Annotated in this window: 16 protein-coding genes; 10 read left to right on the plus strand and 6 right to left on the minus strand. The window is 43.9% G+C overall.

What is annotated here, in order from left to right:
* Window positions 1-26 precede the first annotated feature (26 nt).
* Window positions 27-1,187: a DUF1887 family protein gene (locus AACR75_RS13015; RefSeq protein WP_047687960.1), complete on the minus strand. Its 1,161-nt coding sequence runs from the start codon at window positions 1,185-1,187 to the stop codon at window positions 27-29.
* Between the two features lie 176 nt (window positions 1,188-1,363).
* Entirely contained in the window at window positions 1,364-3,355 is a 1,992-nt protein-coding gene (locus AACR75_RS13020; RefSeq protein ID WP_026027184.1) for a methyl-accepting chemotaxis protein, read from the minus strand.
* Window positions 3,356-3,712: 357 nt separating this feature from the next.
* On the opposite strand from AACR75_RS13020, the gene hinT reads away from it, so the two are divergent.
* From hinT to AACR75_RS13055, 7 genes are all read left to right on the plus strand, one after another.
* The gene (gene hinT, locus AACR75_RS13025; protein WP_026028145.1) at window positions 3,713-4,063 is read left to right on the plus strand and encodes a purine nucleoside phosphoramidase; all 351 of its coding nucleotides are present in this window, start codon (window positions 3,713-3,715) and stop codon (window positions 4,061-4,063) included.
* Window positions 4,064-4,130: 67 nt separating this feature from the next.
* Entirely contained in the window at window positions 4,131-5,522 is a 1,392-nt protein-coding gene (locus AACR75_RS13030; protein ID WP_047687962.1) for a COG3014 family protein, read from the plus strand.
* The gene (locus tag AACR75_RS13035; protein ID WP_013856520.1) at window positions 5,522-5,911 is read left to right on the plus strand and encodes a YcfL family protein; all 390 of its coding nucleotides are present in this window, start codon (window positions 5,522-5,524) and stop codon (window positions 5,909-5,911) included. Before AACR75_RS13030 ends, AACR75_RS13035 begins: the two co-directional genes overlap by 1 nt.
* 22 nt (window positions 5,912-5,933) lie before the next feature.
* Window positions 5,934-6,524 (plus strand): penicillin-binding protein activator LpoB, encoded by a 591-nt coding sequence (gene lpoB, locus AACR75_RS13040; RefSeq protein WP_013856521.1) that lies wholly within the window; start codon window positions 5,934-5,936, stop codon window positions 6,522-6,524.
* Window positions 6,525-6,558: 34 nt separating this feature from the next.
* Entirely contained in the window at window positions 6,559-7,410 is an 852-nt protein-coding gene (locus tag AACR75_RS13045; RefSeq protein ID WP_047687964.1) for a phosphotransferase, read from the plus strand.
* A 100-nt stretch (window positions 7,411-7,510) separates the two neighbouring features.
* A complete protein-coding gene (ycfP, locus tag AACR75_RS13050; RefSeq protein WP_013856523.1) occupies window positions 7,511-8,053 on the plus strand; it encodes an alpha/beta hydrolase YcfP in 543 nt (180 codons plus the stop codon).
* Window positions 8,054-8,406: 353 nt separating this feature from the next.
* Window positions 8,407-9,696: an NAD(P)/FAD-dependent oxidoreductase gene (locus AACR75_RS13055; RefSeq protein WP_026028144.1), complete on the plus strand. Its 1,290-nt coding sequence runs from the start codon at window positions 8,407-8,409 to the stop codon at window positions 9,694-9,696.
* 113 nt (window positions 9,697-9,809) lie between these two features.
* Here the strand turns inward: AACR75_RS13055 and AACR75_RS13060 are convergent, their stop codons facing one another.
* The 4 genes from AACR75_RS13060 to AACR75_RS13075 all read right to left on the minus strand — a co-directional run bounded on the left by AACR75_RS13060 (window position 9,810) and on the right by AACR75_RS13075 (window position 17,127).
* On the minus strand, window positions 9,810-11,879 hold the full coding sequence (locus AACR75_RS13060) for a beta-prism lectin domain-containing protein (protein ID WP_047687966.1): 2,070 nt from the start codon (window positions 11,877-11,879) through the stop codon (window positions 9,810-9,812).
* Between the two features lie 409 nt (window positions 11,880-12,288).
* The gene (locus AACR75_RS13065; RefSeq protein WP_047687968.1) at window positions 12,289-13,059 is read right to left on the minus strand and encodes a peptidoglycan binding protein CsiV; all 771 of its coding nucleotides are present in this window, start codon (window positions 13,057-13,059) and stop codon (window positions 12,289-12,291) included.
* A gap of 28 nt (window positions 13,060-13,087) precedes the next feature.
* On the minus strand, window positions 13,088-16,549 hold the full coding sequence (gene mfd, locus AACR75_RS13070; RefSeq protein ID WP_047687970.1) for a transcription-repair coupling factor: 3,462 nt from the start codon (window positions 16,547-16,549) through the stop codon (window positions 13,088-13,090).
* Between the two features lie 8 nt (window positions 16,550-16,557).
* Window positions 16,558-17,127 (minus strand): hypothetical protein, encoded by a 570-nt coding sequence (locus tag AACR75_RS13075; RefSeq protein ID WP_047687972.1) that lies wholly within the window; start codon window positions 17,125-17,127, stop codon window positions 16,558-16,560.
* Window positions 17,128-17,292: 165 nt separating this feature from the next.
* On the opposite strand from AACR75_RS13075, the gene lolC reads away from it, so the two are divergent.
* From lolC to lolE, 3 genes are read left to right on the plus strand one after another with little or no spacing between them, the layout of a single operon-like run.
* Entirely contained in the window at window positions 17,293-18,501 is a 1,209-nt protein-coding gene (gene lolC / locus AACR75_RS13080) for a lipoprotein-releasing ABC transporter permease subunit LolC (RefSeq protein WP_047687974.1), read from the plus strand.
* The gene (lolD, locus tag AACR75_RS13085) at window positions 18,494-19,180 is read left to right on the plus strand and encodes a lipoprotein-releasing ABC transporter ATP-binding protein LolD (RefSeq protein WP_047687976.1); all 687 of its coding nucleotides are present in this window, start codon (window positions 18,494-18,496) and stop codon (window positions 19,178-19,180) included. The genes lolC and lolD overlap by 8 nt, the downstream gene beginning before the upstream one ends.
* Window positions 19,181-20,425, plus strand: coding sequence for a lipoprotein-releasing ABC transporter permease subunit LolE (lolE, locus tag AACR75_RS13090; protein WP_047687978.1), 1,245 nt, complete (start codon window positions 19,181-19,183; stop codon window positions 20,423-20,425). It abuts the gene before it with no gap.
* Window positions 20,426-20,516: the final 91 nt, after the last annotated feature.

Raw genomic sequence — 20,516 nt, forward strand, 5'->3', positions numbered from 1 at the left:
CCGTATGAAACGGGCTTTTTTGTAGGTTAGATATCTTCGTTACCACCCGCTTCTTTAAACCAAGCGGCTAAATGTAATTTTAAATCTTTCAGTTCATCTGGGCCGATTAAGGCCAACCCTAAATCTTCTGCACGAGTAATGTCATTATGGCGGAGTGGGCGAAAGCTCACGAGCATAGCGCGAGCTTGTAGGCCACCAAGCAAATCACGTAATGATTCTAGCTTATAAAGCGTATCATCGCCGTCATCACGCATACCTTTCGTTTTACATTCAATAATATGCAGTTTGTTATTCACCACTGCAGCGACATCGAGTTCATTTCTGACTTCTCGCTCACCTAATTGACGGTAGACTTGAACATTCAAAGAGCGATCTTGAATGGTTGGCATATCATCTTGGAGCTGCCTTATTGTACTGTGCACTAATGTTTCTAACCATTCTCCATTGGAAAATCGGCGCGCATCTTCGTTGGCGAAGGTTAAAATGCCATTTTGATAGGTGGCGATTTGTGCTTCGACCAGATCGGTCAACAGAATATGAAGTTCACGATAGCCTTGTTGTTTTTCTGAAAGTGCAACATCTAGCCGCTGCTCTTTGCGGCACGTCGTCGCTAAATAGTTTAATGTGGCTAAACCAGGACCAAGTTCTAATGCATTACTTGCCCAGCGCTCGCCGAGTTCGTAAAGTTTTTGGTCAAGTTGTGGCGGAATATGATGCTCACTAAATTCACCCCGTGCGCCAAAAATGGTTAAGTAGTCTGAAATGGTAATGTGGTCTTGCACTTGGGTATTATTTTGACCATCGGGATAAAGCCAACACAGCTGATCACTGTTCGGTTCGACGACAAAAATAGGCCATTGATAGCTACGGAACACCTCATAAACGGATAATAAACGATGTCTCAAACCACAACTTGCGTTCAGCTTGACTTCATCGTATCTGGTTTTCAAATCTTCCGCTAAAAACTGGATAGCTTGTTTGATTGCTGAGGTATTGGAACCCGATGGGATTTCAAAAAACTCAGAAGTGATGTCGCGCTGACTCAATACCGAGTGTAAACGTAAATACATTGATTTTTGGTCTTGATCACCGATGAAGACAATGTGCGAACTTACCGTTCGATTATCAAGCAGGGGAGTAACCAAGCGAATAGGGTCTTGGTCGATAATGCCAACATGAACAGCCATAGATCATCCTCATGTTTGGCTTGCAAAGAGTAGGAGGTAGATAATAATGCGCAAGCCGATAGTTATCATATAACGATGTGGCATCAAAAAAACAAGGGCGACTTTAGATTAAAAGCCGCCCTTGAGACATAATTTACATGCAACTTACAAATGGGGTTGGGTTTGTTAACGGTCACTCATAATGTAAAACGATGGACTAATTCATTCTGCTGATTAGCAAGCTGAGTTAGGTTGGCGCTTGCCTGTGCAATTTGAGACATGGCTTGATAGCTACCATCTGCGATTAAATTAATATCCTCGATACTGCGTGCAATGTCACCAGTTGTTTCACTTTGCTCGGCGGCCGCCTGTGTAATATGAGTACTCATCTGACTGATTTCTAGAATTAACGCTTGGATCTCTTCCATTGCGCTATTCGCCGTTGATGCTTGCTCGACAGAAAGTTCCATATCAGTCATGCAGCTTTCAATAACAGTACTGGCAGAAGATGAGCTGGATTGCAAGTTGCTGATCATGCTTTCAATTTCAGACGTCGAATCGGTTGTGCGTTTTGCCAAAACACGAACTTCGTCAGCTACGACTGCAAACCCGCGCCCTTGCTCTCCAGCACGAGCAGCTTCGATCGCGGCATTGAGCGCCAATAAGTTAGTTTGTTCTGCAATATTACGAATCACATCCAAGATAGAACCAATTTGGCTGCTCATCTTTTGTAGTTCACCGACAGCATCAACCGATTGATTTAAGCGAGTCTCCAATTGATTAATAGTAGTGATATTGTCACTCATAATTTTACGGCCTGATTCAGAAGCCGATTCAACTTTCTGCACCATCTCTAGCGAACTTTGAGCACTTTGCGCTACTTCTTGTACTGAATGAGCCATTTCTGTCATTGCGGTTGCCACGCTCGCGGTTTGCTCACGTTGGGTGCTGAGTTGTGACTGTGCTTTTGAAGAAGTGGTTTGGTTGTGGTTAGCTGTGTTGGTTAAATTTTCAGAAGCATCATTCAACTGCACCAAAATATGGTGCAAATTATCTGCTAGCGAATTGATGTGGCCACTTAAGCGACTAAACTCGTTGTTGTAACGAATTTCAATGCGTTGTGTCATATCTCCTTTTGTCAGCCCTTCTAGCGTTTTGAGTATACGATTTAACGGCTCACGAACACTTTGCGCAATGTGGTAACCAATACCCGTAGCCACTAGCACAACCGCAATACCAATCACGATCGCTTTAATAACTCCTTGCTTATAGACTTCCCCGGCTTCTCGCAGAGAGGCATTTAAACCATCGGTCGCAGTATCGTTAAAAGAGTCTAAAATCGTCATTGCTTTATCGACCTCGATAGCCAAATTCGCAATGTTTTCATAAAGGGCTGTTTTCGCTAGTAAGTAACTATTGTGTTGATCAAGCACACCACCCTTTTGCCCAATATCTTGAGAGAATTTTTGGACAAGATCGTCAAAGGTTTTTTTCAGTTCAGGTAATTGGGTCGATAAGCCTCGGTAAGCGTAGTTGAGGTGCGTGACCGCTTTTTTATTCATGGTGACGGCCTTGTCAACAAAGGCGACATCCGAACTGGCCAAAGCGTCTGAAGTGATTAATTCCGCATCTTTCAATTTAATGAAATAACTTTTCGCCATGACTTTAACTGAAATACTATTTTGCCCATCGACAAAATCTTTCATTCCGGTGCTTAAATCGGCATGAAGTCTTTGAAATTCACGAGTTGATTTTTGCACTTGAGCTTGCGCCTCAAACATCGCCTGATAATTATTCATGGCTTGTTCTGCTTCTGAAAAGTAGCGGAGTTCCATCTGTTTAAGTTGGCTTATCCGCTCTTCAAGAGAGGGGTTCATTGCACTTGCTTGTTGGAGCTGGTTTAGCACGTCAGCAAAATCTTGTTTTGCTTTAGCAAATTCTGAACGCATCACATTCATGCGATCTTGGTTTTGTGTCGTCAAAAAGTCCTTAAAAGATTTATCGGCAGAAAGCAGTTGAACACTTGTTTTGTTTGACAAAGAAACGAGCGGTAAGGCGGTGGTTGATACACTTTCGAAATTAGAATGAATTTGATTCATTCCTCCCATCATAATGGCGGTCGTTACTGCAAACATGATGATGATCAGTGTGAAACCAGCGTACATTCGCCTAATCACTGAACCCTTCATAATCCTCTCCCTAGAAAAATAGTGTTTTGTTTTAAAAAATAACAAAATAATGAGTATTGTATTGAATGTGAGACGTACATTTTATGACGGGCCTGGCAAAACGCATTTTTTATATTAGTGTTCTGTCATTTATGCTACGCGTACGGTGTTTTTTATTGAGCTTTTGACAGGGTTCACGCATACTCAAATCCAACTACACACCTATTATATTCAGTAGCATTAAGGTTAAATTAGTGTCGGTTCTATCGGTTGTCGATATGTTGTCGTGGCCCACTTAGGTATTAGCCTTGAACCACTTATCTCGATCTAATGTACTTTGATGTGACTGCGTAGGCCTATTTACTAGTGGAGTATTTCATGGCTGAAGAAACCATTTTTAGCAAAATTATCCGTAAAGAAATTCCTGCAGATATCCTCTATCAAGATGATTTAGTTACCGCCTTTCGGGACATTAACCCTAGAGCGCCTAGCCATATTCTTATCATTCCCAATGCGTTTATTCCGACGACCAACGATGTTGAACTTGAGCATGAAGCGGCTATGGGACGTATGTTTACAGTGGCAAAAAAAATCGCTCAACAAGAAGGTATTGCACAAGATGGCTATCGCTTGATAGTGAATTGTAACGCTCATGGTGGTCAAGAGGTTTACCACATTCATATGCACTTGGTTGGCGGTCGCCCGTTGGGTCCGCTTTTGATGAGCTAATGCATGGGTCGCCCAGCCACTATTGGGCGCTCGATTGATACGATTAGAGTTAAATATGGAGTATTGAGTGAAGCGTTACGTGCGACATATTACGGTTTTTTTATCGCCTTTTTTTCTCAATGCCTGTGCTAATTTTTCTGCGGGGAACTTGTTTAGTCATTACAGCGCTCAAAATGGCGCTGTCTATCAGTCAGTTAAATCTGGGCAGTATCAAGATGCGGAGAATGAACTTGCGGAATTTGTCACGGGTGACATTCTGGACAATCTGGAAAAAGGGCGAGTCCATTTTCTTAACCAGAATTATGTAGACAGTAAGCGTAGTTTCGAATTGAGTGATTCTGCGGTTAAAATTCAACAAGATAAGGCATTGATTTCACTAAGTGATACGGCGACAAGTGTCGGTGCGTTGGCTGTGAATGATAACTTGATGGAATACGTTCCTGCGGATTATGAACTCGGTTTTTTACATCTTTATCTCGGTTTGAATTATTTACAACAGAATGATTTGGATGGAGCTCTGGTTGAAGTTCGGCGAGCGAATCAGGTACAAGAGCAAGCAAGGCAGGCTAGAGAAGCGGAACTTGAAAAGGCGCAAAAAGAGCTAAAATCACAAGGTGTGACACCAAACTTAGGCAGCGTACTAGCAAACTACCCTGATGCAGGAAAAGCTTTGCAGGCGGTGCAGAATGGTTACCTTTTTTACCTTTCTGCTTTGCTTTATGAAGCCTCTGGTGATCTTAACAGTGCCTATGTCGACTACCGACGCGCTTTGGCCGTCACTCCCGATAATATTGAGGTTATAGAGGGGACATTACGCGTTGCGAAACGATTAGGGATGAGAGAAGACCTAATCCAATTAGAGAAACGCTACGGGAAATCTCATTCACTGACTGCTTCTCAAGGTCGTGTGCTTATAATAGAAGAGCAGAGTGTGGTGAAAGCCTTAGATAGCTGGCGTCAATCTTTACCCTTGTATGACAGCAGAGGAAATGGCGCATTGTATTCTCTCGCCTTACCTTATTATCCGAATACACCCGTTGAATCATTTTCATCACTGACGATGAATGACAAAGTACTCACTTCTCATTTTCTGACGGATGTGAATTTAATGGCAAGTCGAAACTTGTCTGAGAAAATGCCCTCTATAGTAATAAGGCAAGTGTTGAGAGTGCTGGCGAAAGATCAATTGCGCAAAGAAGCGGCCAAAGATGACAATGTTGGTAATTTAGTCTTCAACGTTTGGAATCTGCTGACAGAGCAGCCCGATACGCGCAGTTGGCTAACGCTGCCAGGGTTGGTGCAAACGGCCAGTCTGCAAGTCAATGCAGGCGAGCAACGAATAAAGGTGGGAGAGCAAGAATATCAGTTTTCTGTACCGGAAAAAGGCACCACTTTGGTGTGGGTTTCTCGTCAGGGACGTCATTCAACCATCTGGCATAAACAACTAGGAAGATTGTAATGAAAAAGTGGATATTGGGACTGTTAGTCACATTCTCATTGATTGGATGTGCTGAAAATACCGCAGGATTAAGAGTTGATGGCGCTTCGCAAAAAGTGCTATTTGGCGACAATGTATTAGGTAATCGCTTGGTTGTTGAAGACATTGCAACTAACCAAGTGGATGGTCATACGAGGGGACTTGTGCGTTTAGTGAGTCATTACCAAGGTGACCAAATTATCGAGTACCGTTTTTCTTGGTATGACGATGATGGGCTTGAAGTCAATAACAGACAAAGTCCTTGGAAACAAAAGATAATCAGTGGGATGGAGACGGTGTCGTTGTCGGAGATTTCTGTCAATCCAAATGGAAAACAGTTTCGCGTACAGATCCGTGGGTCAAATAATTAAATTGGGAAAGTAAGGAACCAATATGAACAAAAGTATTATCGCATTGCTAGGGCTCGCTGTCATTTTGGGCGGCTGTTCAAATAAAGTCAGCTACGGAGATGCACAATCCGTTGAAACGACGACAGTTGATTTTGGTTCAACAGATTTACAAAAAATCGCGGGGGAAATGGTTGATAGCATGATGATGTCAGGTTCGGTAGCAGCGATTACCCGTGATTCTCGTCCTATCGTGTTTGTTGAGCGAATCAAAAATAAAACCAGTGAGCACATTGATACTGAATCTATCACTGACACCATCAGTACTAAGATGTTGAATTCAGGTAAGTTCCGCTTCGTCGACATGGATCGTGTTGAAGCCGTGCGCGAACAGCTCAATTTCCAAAATAATGATGAGTTGGTCAACCAAAGTACCGCCATTCAGTTTGGCAAAATGGTTGGCGCGCAATATATGCTGTATGGCAACTTGTCGAGTATTGTGAAAAACGCAAGCAGTGATAAAGATGTATATTACAAAATGACGATGCGTTTAATGGATCTTCAAAGCGGCCTTATTGAATGGGCAGATGAAACCGAAATTCGTAAACAGCAGTCAAAAAGTTTACTCGGTTTTTAATTACAAAATTGAGTAATTGAGAGAAGAGGTCCTTATGGCGAGAATGTCTTGGCGTGAAGCTTGTCAGCTTGATCGTACCTTAACGTCGCTAGAAGGATTCTTCTCTGCTCCCCCTGATTACGCACAAACGCTGACAGGGGGGTTAACAAACCGATGTTGGAAAATTGTCACGGAGGAATGTAGCTTTGTTTGGCGGCCTAATACGCCGATCACTCAAGCCTTTTCCATTTCGCGTTTTCAAGAATATCAAATTCTCTCTGCTATCGAATCTTCTCACTTAGGCCCCAAGCCACTTTCCATTAATGATCAAGGATTATTGGTTGAATGGATTGATGGCCAATCCCTTACTGGTGGTTTACCTTTCGATTCTCTATTAAAAACACAGATAAAGATCCATAATCTCAGTACAGCACGCATCCCAGTTGCCCCTTTCAGTTTTATCGCTCGGGTTGATCATTATTGGCTACAGCTCAAAGCTGAGTATAAAAGTGAGGACTTGTCGGCTTTATATCAACGTTGGCGCACCGCACCTAACCTTGCTGATGTTGGTCAGACTTTGTGTCACTTTGATTTGGCTGGCTACAATATGGTTAAAACCGATGAAGGTAACCGCGTGATTGATTGGGAATACGCCTCAATTGCCGACCCCCGACTCGACCTGGCTTTAAGCATTGATGTTGCAGAAGAAAAACCATTAGAGGCGGTCTACCGTTATTGTCAATTGCGTGAGATTGTGGGGGTCGATGATTGGGTCGAAGGTGTGGTGGCTTGGCATCCAAGAGCAACAATGATGGCCATGTTATGGTATTTGTTAGCACATCAATTATGGGGTGATGACTATTATCGTCAACAAGCCGAACATCTAAAACGCACATTATGTAGCTAGGATCACTGTTTCGTCGTTTTGTTGCAGTAAATTAAGGTTAAAGTCTTTGAAACCACAATCTTCGTGGTAGATTAAAAACCTCAAGGAGTGGGGAGTTATTATGATTATTTATCTGCACGGTTTTGATTCAACAAGCCCAGGAAACCATGAAAAAGTACTGCAATTGCAATTTATTGACAGCGATGTCCGTTTTATTAACTACAGTACACAGCACCCAAAACACGATATGCAGCATCTTCTAAAAGAAGTGCATAAAGTGATTGAGTTGTCTGATGACCCACATCCGATTATTTGTGGTGTAGGCCTCGGCGGCTTCTGGTCTGAGCGGATTGGATTCTTATGCGGAATTAAGCAAGTGGTGTTTAATCCTAACTTGCATCCGGAAACAAACATGACTGGACGCATCGATCGCCCTGAAGAGTATGAAGATATTGCGACTAAGTGTGTTGAGCAATACAGGGTAAAAAATAAAGGACGCTGTTTAGTGATTTTATCTAAAGAAGATGAAATTCATGACAACAGCAAAACAGCAGCAGAGCTCGAAAACTACTACGATATCATTTGGGATGAAACCCAGAACCATAAGTTCAAGAAAATCTCACAGCATTTGCAAGCGATGAAGGCATTTAAAGAATCAAATTAAGCATCCGTGCATCATAGTTTCGACTGAACGACTCACAATTGTGAGTCGTTTTTTTATGGCCCAATCCCCCTATATCTCGTAGTGAAATAGAGGAATTCTTTGGTTGCACCATGAGTTTTGCTCTATATAATGATTAAATTATAAATATTTTGATAAATATCAAAAAAATTGAGAGCAAGTCTTAAATTTGCCTAATTTGTGTGTAGTTACATGCATTTATCCTAATGAAACGTGCTGCGAAGATAGCTTCATTTGCTGAACAAGATTTATCTGAAGCAAGCGCATTACTGAGAATTCCTTCAGTGTGAGATTTCACGCTGAATCATGTTTATTTCTTTTTGAGGATTATTGTTGTGACACGAATTATCGTAGTCGGTGGTGGCGCGGGTGGTTTAGAGCTCGCGACTAAACTTGGTCGCACTCTTGGCCGTAAAAATCGCGCAGAAATCACATTAGTGGATCGTAAAGCAAGCCACTTATGGAAACCGTTATTGCATGAAGTGGCAACGGGTTCATTAGATGAAGGAGTGGATGCGCTAAGCTATCGCGCTCACGCAAAAAATCATCGTTTTGATTTCCAAATGGGTAGTCTTGCTGATATCGATCGTGAACGCAAAGTGATTGTTCTTAGTGAATTGCAAGATGAGCATGGTGAATTGTTAATGCCAAGTCGTGAGCTTGAATATGACATTTTGGTGCTGGCAATCGGTTCAACGTCTAACGACTTCAATACTCCAGGAGTTCGTGAGCATTGTATCTTCCTTGATAGCCCTGAACAGGCAAATCGTTTTCGTACTGAAATGAACAATGAGTTTCTAAAACTTCATGCGAAAAATGGTAACGGTACAGTTGATATTGCGATTGTTGGCGCAGGTGCAACGGGTGTTGAATTATCTGCAGAGCTACATAATGCAGTAAAAGAGCTGCGGACTTATGGTTTTGGCGATCTTGATTCAAGCAAACTGAATGTCAACCTTGTGGAAGCGGGTGAGCGTATTCTACCCGCTCTTCCACCTCGCATTTCTAGTGCTGCGCACAGCGAATTAACGAAATTAGGTGTCAACGTTCGTACTGCGACTATGGTCACGCGAGCAGATAAGGATGGCCTAACAACTAAAGATGGCGAAAAGATTCCCGCTCAGATCATGGTGTGGGCTGCTGGCATCAAAGCACCGGATTTTATGAAAGAGATTGCTGGTTTGGAAACAAACCGCATTAATCAGTTAGTGGTAAAAAACACCTTACAAACCACAAGAGATGACGATATTTTTGTGATCGGTGATCTAGCACAATGTACACAAGCTGATGGTTCATTTGTGCCACCTCGTGCACAAGCAGCGCACCAAATGGCAAGCCAAGCGTTCAAGAATATTGTTGCTAAGCTTAACGGGCGTGAGCTCAAACCGTATGTTTATAAAGATCACGGTTCGTTGGTTTCATTAAGTCGTTTTTCTACCGTTGGTAGCTTAATGGGTAATTTAACCAAAGGCTCAATGATGGTTGAAGGTCGTATTGCGCGAGTCGTGTACATTTCTTTGTATCGCATGCACCAAATGGCGCTGCACGGTATGTTCAAAACAGGGTTGATGATGTTAGTTGGTCGTATTAATCGTGTGTTGCGTCCAAATTTAAAGCTTCACTAATATTCCCAGCGTACTGGCCATAAAAAAGCCTCGCCTTTGTTAAAAGGCGAGGCTTTTTTTGTCATCCCACCACCACCGCCTTGGGCGATAGTGGTGGTTATATCAAATTCAAGTTATTTAATGGTACTTGAGCGATAAGTGTTATGTGTTAGCCAACTAGGCTGAGCATTGGTTGGTACTGAGCCATCTTGGTTAATGTTTGAGAAATGGAATGAATGTTGGTTCCAAATTCTCGTTGCATTTTTCCATGGTTTATCAGCATCGGCTGATTCATAAACGTAGACGCCGTGGTTGATTGCGCTTTCTTTTGCATAATCATTTGCGACAACAATAAGCGATGCATTGTTGTTGCCTTCGAGATCCGCCACAACAGGATATTCCCACAAGGTGTTCGACGAGTTAGCAATCGTTGCTAATACTGCTCCTGTGCGCCCATCAAGAATACGGACTCTCAGAAGATCTTGTACGATAACTTCATCAATGCCATCACCAGTGAAATCGTAAGCTGAGACACCAATTTTTCCACTATTAGAGTCATCATTTTTCACAGACCAAACCTTACTGCCTTGCGCATTGTACATGTCAACAGCATAGTAACCAGCGTATACGATACCCATATTCTGTATGTTGTTGTTGATTTTTTCACCCACAATAAACTGTACAGCATTCACATGCTTTTTGAAGGTGAAGATAGGCTTTGGTTTACTCCACACATTTAAGCCTACCAGTTTGGTATTGCTTGGGACTGTATATCGTTCAGTTGTTGCTTTGCTCTTCATGACAGGAAAAGCATAAGGAATCGTTTTAGTTTTCCAAACAGGAGCTAGGTAAGAAACTGTTTTGGTATGCCAGCCAAAGGACCAGTAAGAAACTTGTTTTGTTCTCCACTCCAATCCAAGGTATGGAACTTCTTTGGTTCGCCACTCTAATGCTGGGTATTTAAAGGCTGAGTCTTTTGAACCTAACGTTATTTTCGAACCATCATTGAGAGTGAATTCCATCTCGAGTACGCCATATGTCCACCACGTTTTATATTTGCCGTAGGTTACATCGACAGAGCGGACTTTGCTTGCATCAATAGTATGCAGTGAACCGCCTTGAGCACCCACCATATTACTTGCTGTTGATCCAATAGCGTCAATCAGATCTCCTGAGCGGATTTTAAGTTGGTTGTCATCTGCTATTTTAACTGGATGGCTGTGATGTAAATGGGTATATCCATAAACAGGGGACTTAGCTATTTCATTGGTAGAGTTAGTTGCCGCATTACCAAGGAAATTAGAGATAGCTTGTACACCACCGCCTGGGTTTTCAAGGTTATTAACCTCCCATTTTACTGAGCCGTCATGCTCTAATACGGCAAAGCTACTATTTTGTGCAGAGCCTTTCGAGGCCGGAACTGATACCACAATTTCTGGTTTATTGTCGCTATCTAGGTTGGCAACGGAAGAAAACCAAACCGTATCATTCGCTTGATATTGCCAAGTAAATGAGCCATCGCTTTTATAAAGAGCGCCGTTTGAAAATACTTCTTGGATACCATCGCCATCCGCATCAAAACTGATCGGTGATGGAGCCCACTCTAAACTAAATAGCAAACCAGTATCGTAATTATAAACACCATCGGCAGAGAGAATATCAATTGAACCATCATTGTTTAAATCAGATAGTGAAATTGCGCCAACCGAGCGCCATCCAGAAGCACTCTTCAGGATTTGTTTTTTTATCTGACCTTCATTATCTAATATATTGATGTAAGGGCTGATTGTGCTCGTTGTCACAATTTCAACTACACCATTACCATCAAGATCTGCAATTGCAGGAGAATAGCGAGCATCGGCTATAATGCCACCATTATCATACGACCAAAGCTCAGAACCATCGATACCACTTAGCGCCCTAACTAATCCACCTTGCGTATATTTATTACCTTCAAAAGTAATAACGATAATATCAGCGATATCATTCTCGTCGATTTTTCCATCACCATTATCATCATTTAACTGAGCAACGATAGGTGCCGCCATCACTTGGTTAGACTCAGGTTTAAATGAACTGCCTTGCCAAGACCATTTTAATTGGGTGTTTATCTCACTAGGGCTTGATGCGATTGCAATGTTACTTGCTGTGATACTGCCTATTGACAGTAGCCCGACCGCACATAACGAAAATTTAGAAGTCATTAGGTAACATCTCTCTCAGTATGTTTGTGTAAATTCCGATTTAAATTGATGTTGTTAACCTGTGCTCTACTTCAACGATAGGTATTACGGTAAATGAGTCGAACATGGCACAACACGAGATGGGGAGATTATCAAGACTTAATAAGAGGGATTCAATCTTACATGGCTCTCATAAATGAGAGGTCTTAAAAATGAAACACTCACTAATGAAATACATTGTCAGTTTAACTTTTAGAAGATCACGTACCCAAACCATTGGAACGGTCTGTAGGAGGGTTGTGTTATTGGTTTTAATAAGAATAGTTAACAACAGAATAGCTCTAACCGGTAAGGATATTAAATCAGTGAGCTAAACTGTATGAGAGATGAATAAAAGAAAAAACGCCCAGACAGGGCGCTTTGTTAGGCTTTATTCTGCAACGCGGCGAACTTGAATGATCATTCCCATTAATGGATGGTCTAGATAGTGGGTTTCGTTGCTGCGCATACGGCGTTTTTGGTCCATCCGATAGCTCTTTAAAAACTCTTCCTTTTCCACTGTTGGGGAGATAGCTTCTAGGTTCCCCAGTTGAACCTCGGCATTTTGCTCTTCAGGTGTAATATCTAACTCCAATGGTTTACTTTGGAGCATGATTTCTCGCACACTCGGGGCTTTAAGGTCGAGCGTAGTTTCAGCATAAAGATAGTGCTGCACATAGATTTGTAATTTACCGTCGAGTTCGTAAAGGGGACTCGCGATGTTTTGTTCTAGCACACCGTTTACTGGCGATTCTTCTAGTACGGCTACTTTTTCACTGCCGTCAGTATTGAATTTAGCGGAGTAATCTTTACCCGCCTGAATATGGAAAATCGGCGCGGAAGCTCTGCCTTGATCGCCTTGACGCCAAGCCGTATGCAATAGCACTTCAAAGCCGGCGTGGTTTTTCAGTTTTTGTGCTTGGTCGTTTAGTTGGTAGTCGGAAAAAGGCAGCATTTTCACGCCTTTTTCTTGGCGATAGTTTAAGTCACTAAAACTGCCCGCGCGTTGAATATTGATTTCAGGCAATGAGTTAGGCCACGACTCACTGAGCTTCTCTGCATCAATTGCACGCTTAAAAATGATCACTTCTATGTCAAATTGCCGTTGTGCCAGACTTGGCATCGAAATAAGCAAAAGTAGGAGTGGGATCAGTTTTTTCATTATGGCTCCATCATTTTTTGTGCGTAATTTATGCTCTAGGCATCAGGTTTTGTTGGAATTCGCTGAGCATACTCGACACAAATTGAATTCGTTCACGTCTATCAGCTAATGGTACAGCAAACTTAAACTTAGTTGGCCCTTCCATTGCAAATTTTTTCGGTTGTGATTGCAGAAGTCTAACCAAAAAGACGGGATTAATGTCAGCATCTGGATAGAACTCAATGTAGCCGCCTTTTTCATGCGCTTCGATTTTCTTCACTTTTATACGTGCAGCATCAATTTTGACTTCAGCAACGCCGAGTAAGTTATTTGCAGCATCAGGTAATTTACCAAAGCGATCAATCAACTCGACTTTGAGCTCGGCGAGTTCATCTCGGCTAGCGACACTCGCTATCTGTTTATACATGGAGAGGCGAGTATTTACATCAGGAATGTAATCATCGGGTAATAGCGCTGGCAAACGCATTTCCACTTCGGTTTGTTCACGAAGCAAATCGTCAAGAGAAGGTTCTCTGCCATTTTTTAATGCTTCAACCGCTTGCTCTAGCATCTCCATATAGAGAGTAAAACCAATTGATTGGATCTGACCGCTCTGTTCATCGCCCAATAATTCACCCGCTCCACGGATTTCTAAATCGTGCGTTGCTAGAGTAAAACCGGCTCCAAGATCTTCAAGAGATGCAATCGCTTCTAAACGTTTCACGGCATCTTTAGTGATGGCTTTAGGATGTGGAGTGAGTAAGTAAGCATAAGCTTGATGGTGAGAACGTCCTACTCGGCCACGAAGTTGGTGTAGCTGCGCTAAGCCAAGGTTATCTGCTCGGTCCATAATGATGGTGTTCGCGGTTGGGACATCAATCCCGGTTTCAATGATGGTTGTGCAAACCAATACATTGAATCGTTGGTGATAAAAGTCGTTCATCACTTTTTCCAGCTCACGTTCACGCATTTGTCCATGGGCGACGGTAATTCGAGCTTCAGGGACCAGCTTTTCTAAATCGGCAGCCACTTTGTCGATAGTTTCTACTTGGTTATGTAGAAAATAAACCTGTCCACCGCGCATGATTTCACGTAATACGGCCTCTCGAATCGTATTGTCATCATGTTGGCGTACAAAGGTTTTGATGGCTAATCGTCGTGCGGGTGGTGTGGCGATAATCGATAGATCGCGCATTCCGCTCATCGCCATGTTTAACGTGCGCGGAATCGGCGTTGCCGTTAGCGTGAGAATATCCACATCAGCACGCATCGCTTTCACTTTTTCTTTTTGGCGAACGCCAAAACGGTGTTCTTCATCAACGATCAAAAGACCAAGATCGCTAAATTTTAGCTCGCTGGAAAGCAGTTTATGCGTGCCAACCAAAATGTCGACTTTGCCGTCGGCGACATCTTGTAGTATCTGCTTTTGCTCTTTCGCTGATTTGAAGCGTGATAAAACTTCGACACGGATCGGCAGGTTAGCAAATCGGTCTCGAAAGTTTTCAAAATGCTGCTGCGCGAGTAAGGTTGTCGGCACTAATACGGCCACTTGTTTATTGTTGTCGGTGCAAACAAAGGCGGCGCGCATGGCGACTTCTGTTTTGCCAAATCCAACGTCACCACACACTAATCGGTCCATCGCTTTTTTCTGACACATGTCCGATAGCACGGCGTTGATAGCTGTATTTTGATCATCGGTTTCTTCAAATGGGAAACCTGCTTTAAAAGTCGCATATTGGCCACGATCCAGAGCGAACTTATGGCCTGGTTTGAGCTCTCGTTTGGCGTAGACATCCAGCAGTTCCGCAGCAACATCGCGGACTTTTTCGGCCGCTTTTCGTCGTGCCTTGGTCCATGCTTCACCCCCGAGCTTATGCAATGGTGCGCTTTCTTCCGCGCCGCCAGAGTAACGACTAATGAGATTCAATGAAGCGACAGGGACATAAAGTTTGGCTTCGTTTTGATACTCAAGGGTGACGTATTCGGTCATCATGCCACCCGCTTCAAGCGTCTGTAACCCGAGATAACGGCCGATACCATGATCAATATGAACAACGGGTTGCCCTGGTTTGAGTTCGGCTAAGTTACGAATGACAGCGTCACTATTGGTGACTTTACGGTCTTTCTTACGGCGAAGAATGACACGGTCACCGAGTAAATCACTTTCGCAGATGAACGCTAAGTTAGCATTGTTATCGATAAAGCCGTGCTCAGATGCCCCTAATACGAGACATTGTTTTTCTTTTGCTTGGCACGCTTGCTGGAAGGTTTCTTTTTCGATAGGGCGCAGTTTTACGCGTTGCAATAGCTCTAGTAATGCTTCGCGACGGCCTTCTGATTCGACGGAAAAAATGATTTTCCCAGTGAAACTTTCACTAAATTGCCGGATGGCGGCTAAAGGCTCTTTATTTTGATGCATGACCGCCAAGTCGGGTAATGCACTGACCGCTAAATTGATCCGCCCTTGCTTTTCTGAAATCGGTTCTACACTGAGTTGGAGCTGAGCCACGTTTTTGAAAAGACTGAAAAGCTCATCTTTTTTAAGCCACAATTCATGAGGCGGCAGTAACGGGCGAAGAGGGTCAACTTTACGCTGCTGGTAACGATATTCGACGTCGGTTAAAAACTGGTCAATCGCTGTTTCGATATTTCCTACGACAATTAGTTGGCTTTCTGGCGCGATATAATCGAACAAAGTTTCGGTGTGTTCAAAAAATAGTGGTTGCCAGTATTCAATACCGGCTGGCCAAATCCCCTTTGAGACTTGCATATAGACAGATTCTGGTTCACGACGCGCTTCAAATCGTTGACGCCAGCGGGTGCGAAAATCTTCAATTGCACTTTCTGTGGTGGGAAATTCATGAGCAGGTAGCAAGCGTATCTCACTGATCTCGTCAATTGAGCGTTGATTCTCAGGATCGAAGGTGCGTATGGTGTCGATTTCATCATCAAAAAAATCAATGCGATAAGGATCGCTGCTGCCCATTGGAAATAAATCAAGAATCGAACCTCGGCTGGCGTACTCGCCTGGGCCAAACACTTGATCAACATGACGATAGCCCGATTTTTCCAGCTGAATACGCAGTTTATCTAAGGAAAACTGATCGCCAGTTTTAACCATCAGGGTATGCTGTAGCAGAAATTCTCGCGGCGTCTGACGCTGCAATATGGTGCTCACTGGCACAATGGTAATGCCTGTTTTCAAGCTCGGTAATTGATACAGGCGCGCGATGCGATCAGAAATGATCTCTTGATGAGGCGAAAAACTATCATAAGGCAAAGTTTCCCAATCAGGAAACAGCGCCACTTCGGCGTCACTAAACTGCTCAATTTCGTGCTGCAGCTTTAAGGCGGTTTGAGGATCAGGTACAGCCAGTAAAGTGTGGCTATTATGCTGGTTGGCCAGCTCTGCAATTGCCAACGCAAGGCTTGCACCACGTAGGTTACCAATGTGTTTTTTGTCGCCCGCGCCAGCAGGTTTAATCAGAGTCAGTAAAGAGTGTGTAGTCATGAGAACGCTTATGGTTTATTTCGGTCTAAAGAGCGTTGACGCAGCAATTTTTGCTGCTGGTACAGTGCGGCTTTAATCAAGAGATCTTGGTCAGTATCTCGCAGTAAATCGTATTTCATCGTGATGAGATAGTGTTGCTCGTCCGCTTGGCAATCAATCACCGAACTATAGCAATAAATAGCGGCTGCAGGGTGGTCCAAAAACAGTTTACAGCGGGCTTGGGTACCAATTTCTAGTGCGTTTGGATAACGAAGTGAGAAGCGACTGGCCCCAAATGTGCTGGTGATGAAGCGTGAATGTGGCTCATCTTGCTGTGATAACATAAAGGTCAGCAACAAATTCAGTTTCGAATTTTGAGTATCAAGTAACTGAACGACGTGCTTGAAATCATTATTTTTCAGTTCTAGTCGTGCACTTTCGGTGAGTGCATCCAACTGGCTAAACTCACTGGCCACAATAAATGGGGCAGGAATCTCCGCTTCAAATATTGATTGGGAAGGTAGCATAAATGTGCTGTCTAAAAGTTCAATATTGGTTGTCAGTCCATAGTGAACCGTAAAAAATTCTTGCTCGGTCATAAAGGCATCCTTCTCATCGCTTTGTTGATTATCGTCATACCAGCGAACTAATCAAGGTATGTCCTTGTTATCGAGTCTATTTAACCGATTTTTGGCAAATTAAAGCTACAACCTTCCACCGTTTCTCGTTACAGTACTGAGCATCACTTTTAGGCGGTTTTTCTTATGTTTCATCCTATTTCGGCGTTCATCGGCTTGCGTTATTTACGTGGGCGATCCGGTGATAGATTCAGTCGATTTGTCTCTTATATGTCTACGGCGGGGATAACCATTGGTGTGATGTCACTGGTGACGGTGCTTTCGGTCATGAATGGTTTTGAATCCCAGCTCAAAAATAGAATTTTAGGTGTGTTGCCTCAGGCTGTAGTTTCGCAAAATGGCGATCGCACTTTGCTCACGCAAGATGTGCCTCAATTCATTAGCCAGCTCTCTAGCGCCAGAGCGGCTGAACCGATTGTGCGCAGTGAAGCGGTTGTTCAAAGCTCATCGCAACTGGCCGCAGGCTTGTTGGTGGGAATTGAACCTAATCAACATGATCCGATTGCGGCGCACTTGATTGCGGGTCAAGTGAGTGCGCTCAAGCCGGGCGAATATCAACTCTTTCTTGGCCATTCACTGGCGCGGGCGCTCAACGTGACAATTGACGATAAAGTGCGTTTGATGGTCACTTCAGCTAGCCAATTTACCCCCTTAGGTCGTATTCCTGCGCAGCGTAATTTTACAGTCGCAGGCATCTTCAATACGGGGTCTGATGTGGATGGACAGCTGATGCTGACGCACATCAAAGATGCAGCGCGATTGCTTCGTTTACCATCAAATACTGTGTCGGGATGGCGGCTCTTTTTTGATGATCCTTTTGTGGTTGCAGACCTAGCTAGCGCACCTTTGCCTGAGGGATGGCAATGGAGTGACTGGCGAGATCAGCGTGGCGAGTTGTTCCAAGCTGTTCGCATGGAAAAAAATATGATGGGTTTGATGCTTGGGTTGATTGTTGGCGTGGCGGCTTTCAATATCATTTCCGCGTTGATCATGGTGGTGATGGAAAAACAAGCTGAGGTCGCGATTTTGAAAACGCAAGGCATGACAGATCAACAAGTACTGGCCATTTTTATGGTTCAAGGCGCGAGTAGTGGAGTGATTGGTTCGCTTGTCGGTGGTGTGTTAGGCGTATTGCTGGCGGATAACCTCAATGGATTATTAGAAAGCATGGGTGTAGCGCTGTTCTCTGTGGGGGGAACGCTACCTGTAGTGATTAACCCCATGCAAATTATGTTGGTCGTGATCGCAGCCATCACGCTCAGCTTATTCGCGACACTGTTTCCTTCCTACCGCGCGTCATCCGTAAAACCTGCCGAGGCTTTAAGATATGAATAACCTTTTACAATGCCATAACGTATGCAAAACCTACCAAGAAGGGGAGCTACGGACTCAAGTGCTAAAAGGCGTCAGTTTTGGCATTCAAGCGGGGGAGTTAGTCTCAATTATTGGGACTTCTGGATCTGGGAAAAGTACGTTATTACACATTCTGGGTGCACTGGATGAGGCAACCGAAGGTTCAGTGTCATTTTTAGGTCAGGATTTATCGAGCTTAAGCTCCAATAAACAAGCGAACATTCGCAATCAACATTTGGGTTTTGTGTACCAGTTCCACCATTTATTAGCCGATTTCACCGCTCTTGAGAATGTTGCCATGCCGTTGCTTATTGGTGGCCAAAAAGCATCGCGTGCTAAACAGGCCGCGCAAGCATTGTTAGAAAAAGTGGGGTTGGGACATCGTTTATCTCATCGACCCTCTGAGCTCTCTGGTGGAGAGCGGCAGCGGGTAGCGATTGCGCGAGCGCTTGTCAATCAACCCGATTTGGTGTTAGCCGATGAGCCTACGGGCAACCTTGATCACAAAACGGCGCTGGCGATTTATGATTTGATGCGTCAAATGAATCAAGAGTTTGGCACGGCATTTTTAGTGGTAACGCATGATAGCGAACTTGCTGCAAAAATGGACAGACAGATGCACATGCAAGATGGTTTGTTGATTAATGTGGAGGCATCGTAGATGTTCACCTCGCTCTCGTTAGTGATTGGTCGGCGTTTTAGCCTGGCAAAGCAGCGTAATAAAATGGTGTCGTTTATCTCGCTCTCTTCCATTATTGGTATCGCCGTGGGCGTTGCGGTGATCATCGTGGGTTTGTCGGCGATGAATGGTTTTGAGAGAGAGCTGCAGAATCGCGTGTTATCTGTCATTGCACACGGAGAGTTTGAAGGGGTTCAACAACCCATCGCGAACTGGTCGTCATTAGTCAAGCAAGCCGTGCAGCATCCAAAAGTGGAAGCGGCCGCTCCTTATGTAAAATTGACGGCGCTGGCAGAGAAAGGCGCACAACTGAAAGCGATTGAGGTGCGTGGAATTGATCCGCAAATGGAGCGCGCCGTGTCGCGTTTATCTCAATTTGTCTCTTCCGATGCATGGCAAGGTTTTGTCGCAGGTCAGCAACAGGTCATTTTAGGCAAAGGAGTGGCGGATAAATTGGGCACGGCAGTCGGTGACTATGTCACTTTGATGATCCCCTCTGCGAATGAGAGCGCTAAAGTTCAAGCGCCAAAGCGCGTGCGCGTCAAGGTCTCAGGGCTTTTGGAGCTCAATGGCCAAATTGACCACAGCCTTGCATTAGTGCCATTGGCAGATGCACAAGCTTACGCCAAATTAGGAGAGCGAGTGACGGGCGTTGCTATCAAGGTCTCAGAGGTATTAAATGCAACTCAAATTGTAAGAGAGGTCGGCAATACGCTTGATCAATACGTCTATCTACGCAGTTGGCAGCAAAAATTTGGCTTTTTGTACCGTGATATTCAGCTGGTCAGAACCATTATGTATTTGGTGATGGTGCTGGTGATTGGTGTGGCGAGCTTCAACATCGTTTCAACACTTATGATGGCGGTAAAAGATCGTGCGGCTGAAATCGCCATTTTGCGCACTATGGGCGCGACCGATGGATTAGTGAAACGAATTTTTGTCTGGCAGGGTGTTTTCTCTGGTGTATTAGGCAGTGTGATAGGTGGCGTGTTAGGTGTGTTGATTGCGTGGAATTTAACAGCGTTAATCAAAGGATTAGAACGGTTAGTCGGCCATCAGTTTTTGTCTGGTGATATCTATTTTGTCGACTTTTTGCCATCACAAGTGAACCTATCGGATGTGGTGCTTGTCTCTTCGACGGCGATTGTGTTGAGCCTATTAGCTACTTGGTATCCGGCCTCTAGGGCCAGTCAACTGAATCCGGCGTCTGTGCTTAGCGCTAAATAATCTCAACTCGGATTCTTTTCGTTCATCAGCATTGAGCTATTTTTAGCAAACAAAAAGGACCATTTGGTCCTTTTTCAACATCATGCGACAT

The organism is Vibrio sp. ZOR0018 (assembly GCF_963865925.1).
GTDB classification, from domain to species: Bacteria; Pseudomonadota; Gammaproteobacteria; order Enterobacterales; family Vibrionaceae; genus Vibrio; species Vibrio anguillarum.

Excerpts from the sequence above, each read along its gene's own strand:
- hinT (WP_026028145.1), top strand. The coding sequence starts at position 3,713 with ATGGCTGAAGAAACCATTTTTAGCAAAATTATCCGTAAAGAAATTCCT.
- AACR75_RS13075 (WP_047687972.1), bottom strand. The coding sequence starts at position 17,127 with ATGACCGAGCAAGAATTTTTTACGGTTCACTATGGACTGACAACCAAT.
- AACR75_RS13020 (WP_026027184.1), bottom strand. The coding sequence starts at position 3,355 with ATGAAGGGTTCAGTGATTAGGCGAATGTACGCTGGTTTCACACTGATC.
- lolD (WP_047687976.1), top strand. The coding sequence starts at position 18,494 with ATGAATAACCTTTTACAATGCCATAACGTATGCAAAACCTACCAAGAA.
- AACR75_RS13065 (WP_047687968.1), bottom strand. The coding sequence starts at position 13,059 with ATGAAAAAACTGATCCCACTCCTACTTTTGCTTATTTCGATGCCAAGT.
- AACR75_RS13035 (WP_013856520.1), top strand. The coding sequence starts at position 5,522 with ATGAAAAAGTGGATATTGGGACTGTTAGTCACATTCTCATTGATTGGA.
- lpoB (WP_013856521.1), top strand. The coding sequence starts at position 5,934 with ATGAACAAAAGTATTATCGCATTGCTAGGGCTCGCTGTCATTTTGGGC.
- mfd (WP_047687970.1), bottom strand. The coding sequence starts at position 16,549 with ATGACTACACACTCTTTACTGACTCTGATTAAACCTGCTGGCGCGGGC.
- AACR75_RS13060 (WP_047687966.1), bottom strand. The coding sequence starts at position 11,879 with ATGACTTCTAAATTTTCGTTATGTGCGGTCGGGCTACTGTCAATAGGC.
- AACR75_RS13045 (WP_047687964.1), top strand. The coding sequence starts at position 6,559 with ATGGCGAGAATGTCTTGGCGTGAAGCTTGTCAGCTTGATCGTACCTTA.
- ycfP (WP_013856523.1), top strand. The coding sequence starts at position 7,511 with ATGATTATTTATCTGCACGGTTTTGATTCAACAAGCCCAGGAAACCAT.
- lolE (WP_047687978.1), top strand. The coding sequence starts at position 19,181 with ATGTTCACCTCGCTCTCGTTAGTGATTGGTCGGCGTTTTAGCCTGGCA.
- AACR75_RS13015 (WP_047687960.1), bottom strand. The coding sequence starts at position 1,187 with ATGGCTGTTCATGTTGGCATTATCGACCAAGACCCTATTCGCTTGGTT.
- lolC (WP_047687974.1), top strand. The coding sequence starts at position 17,293 with ATGTTTCATCCTATTTCGGCGTTCATCGGCTTGCGTTATTTACGTGGG.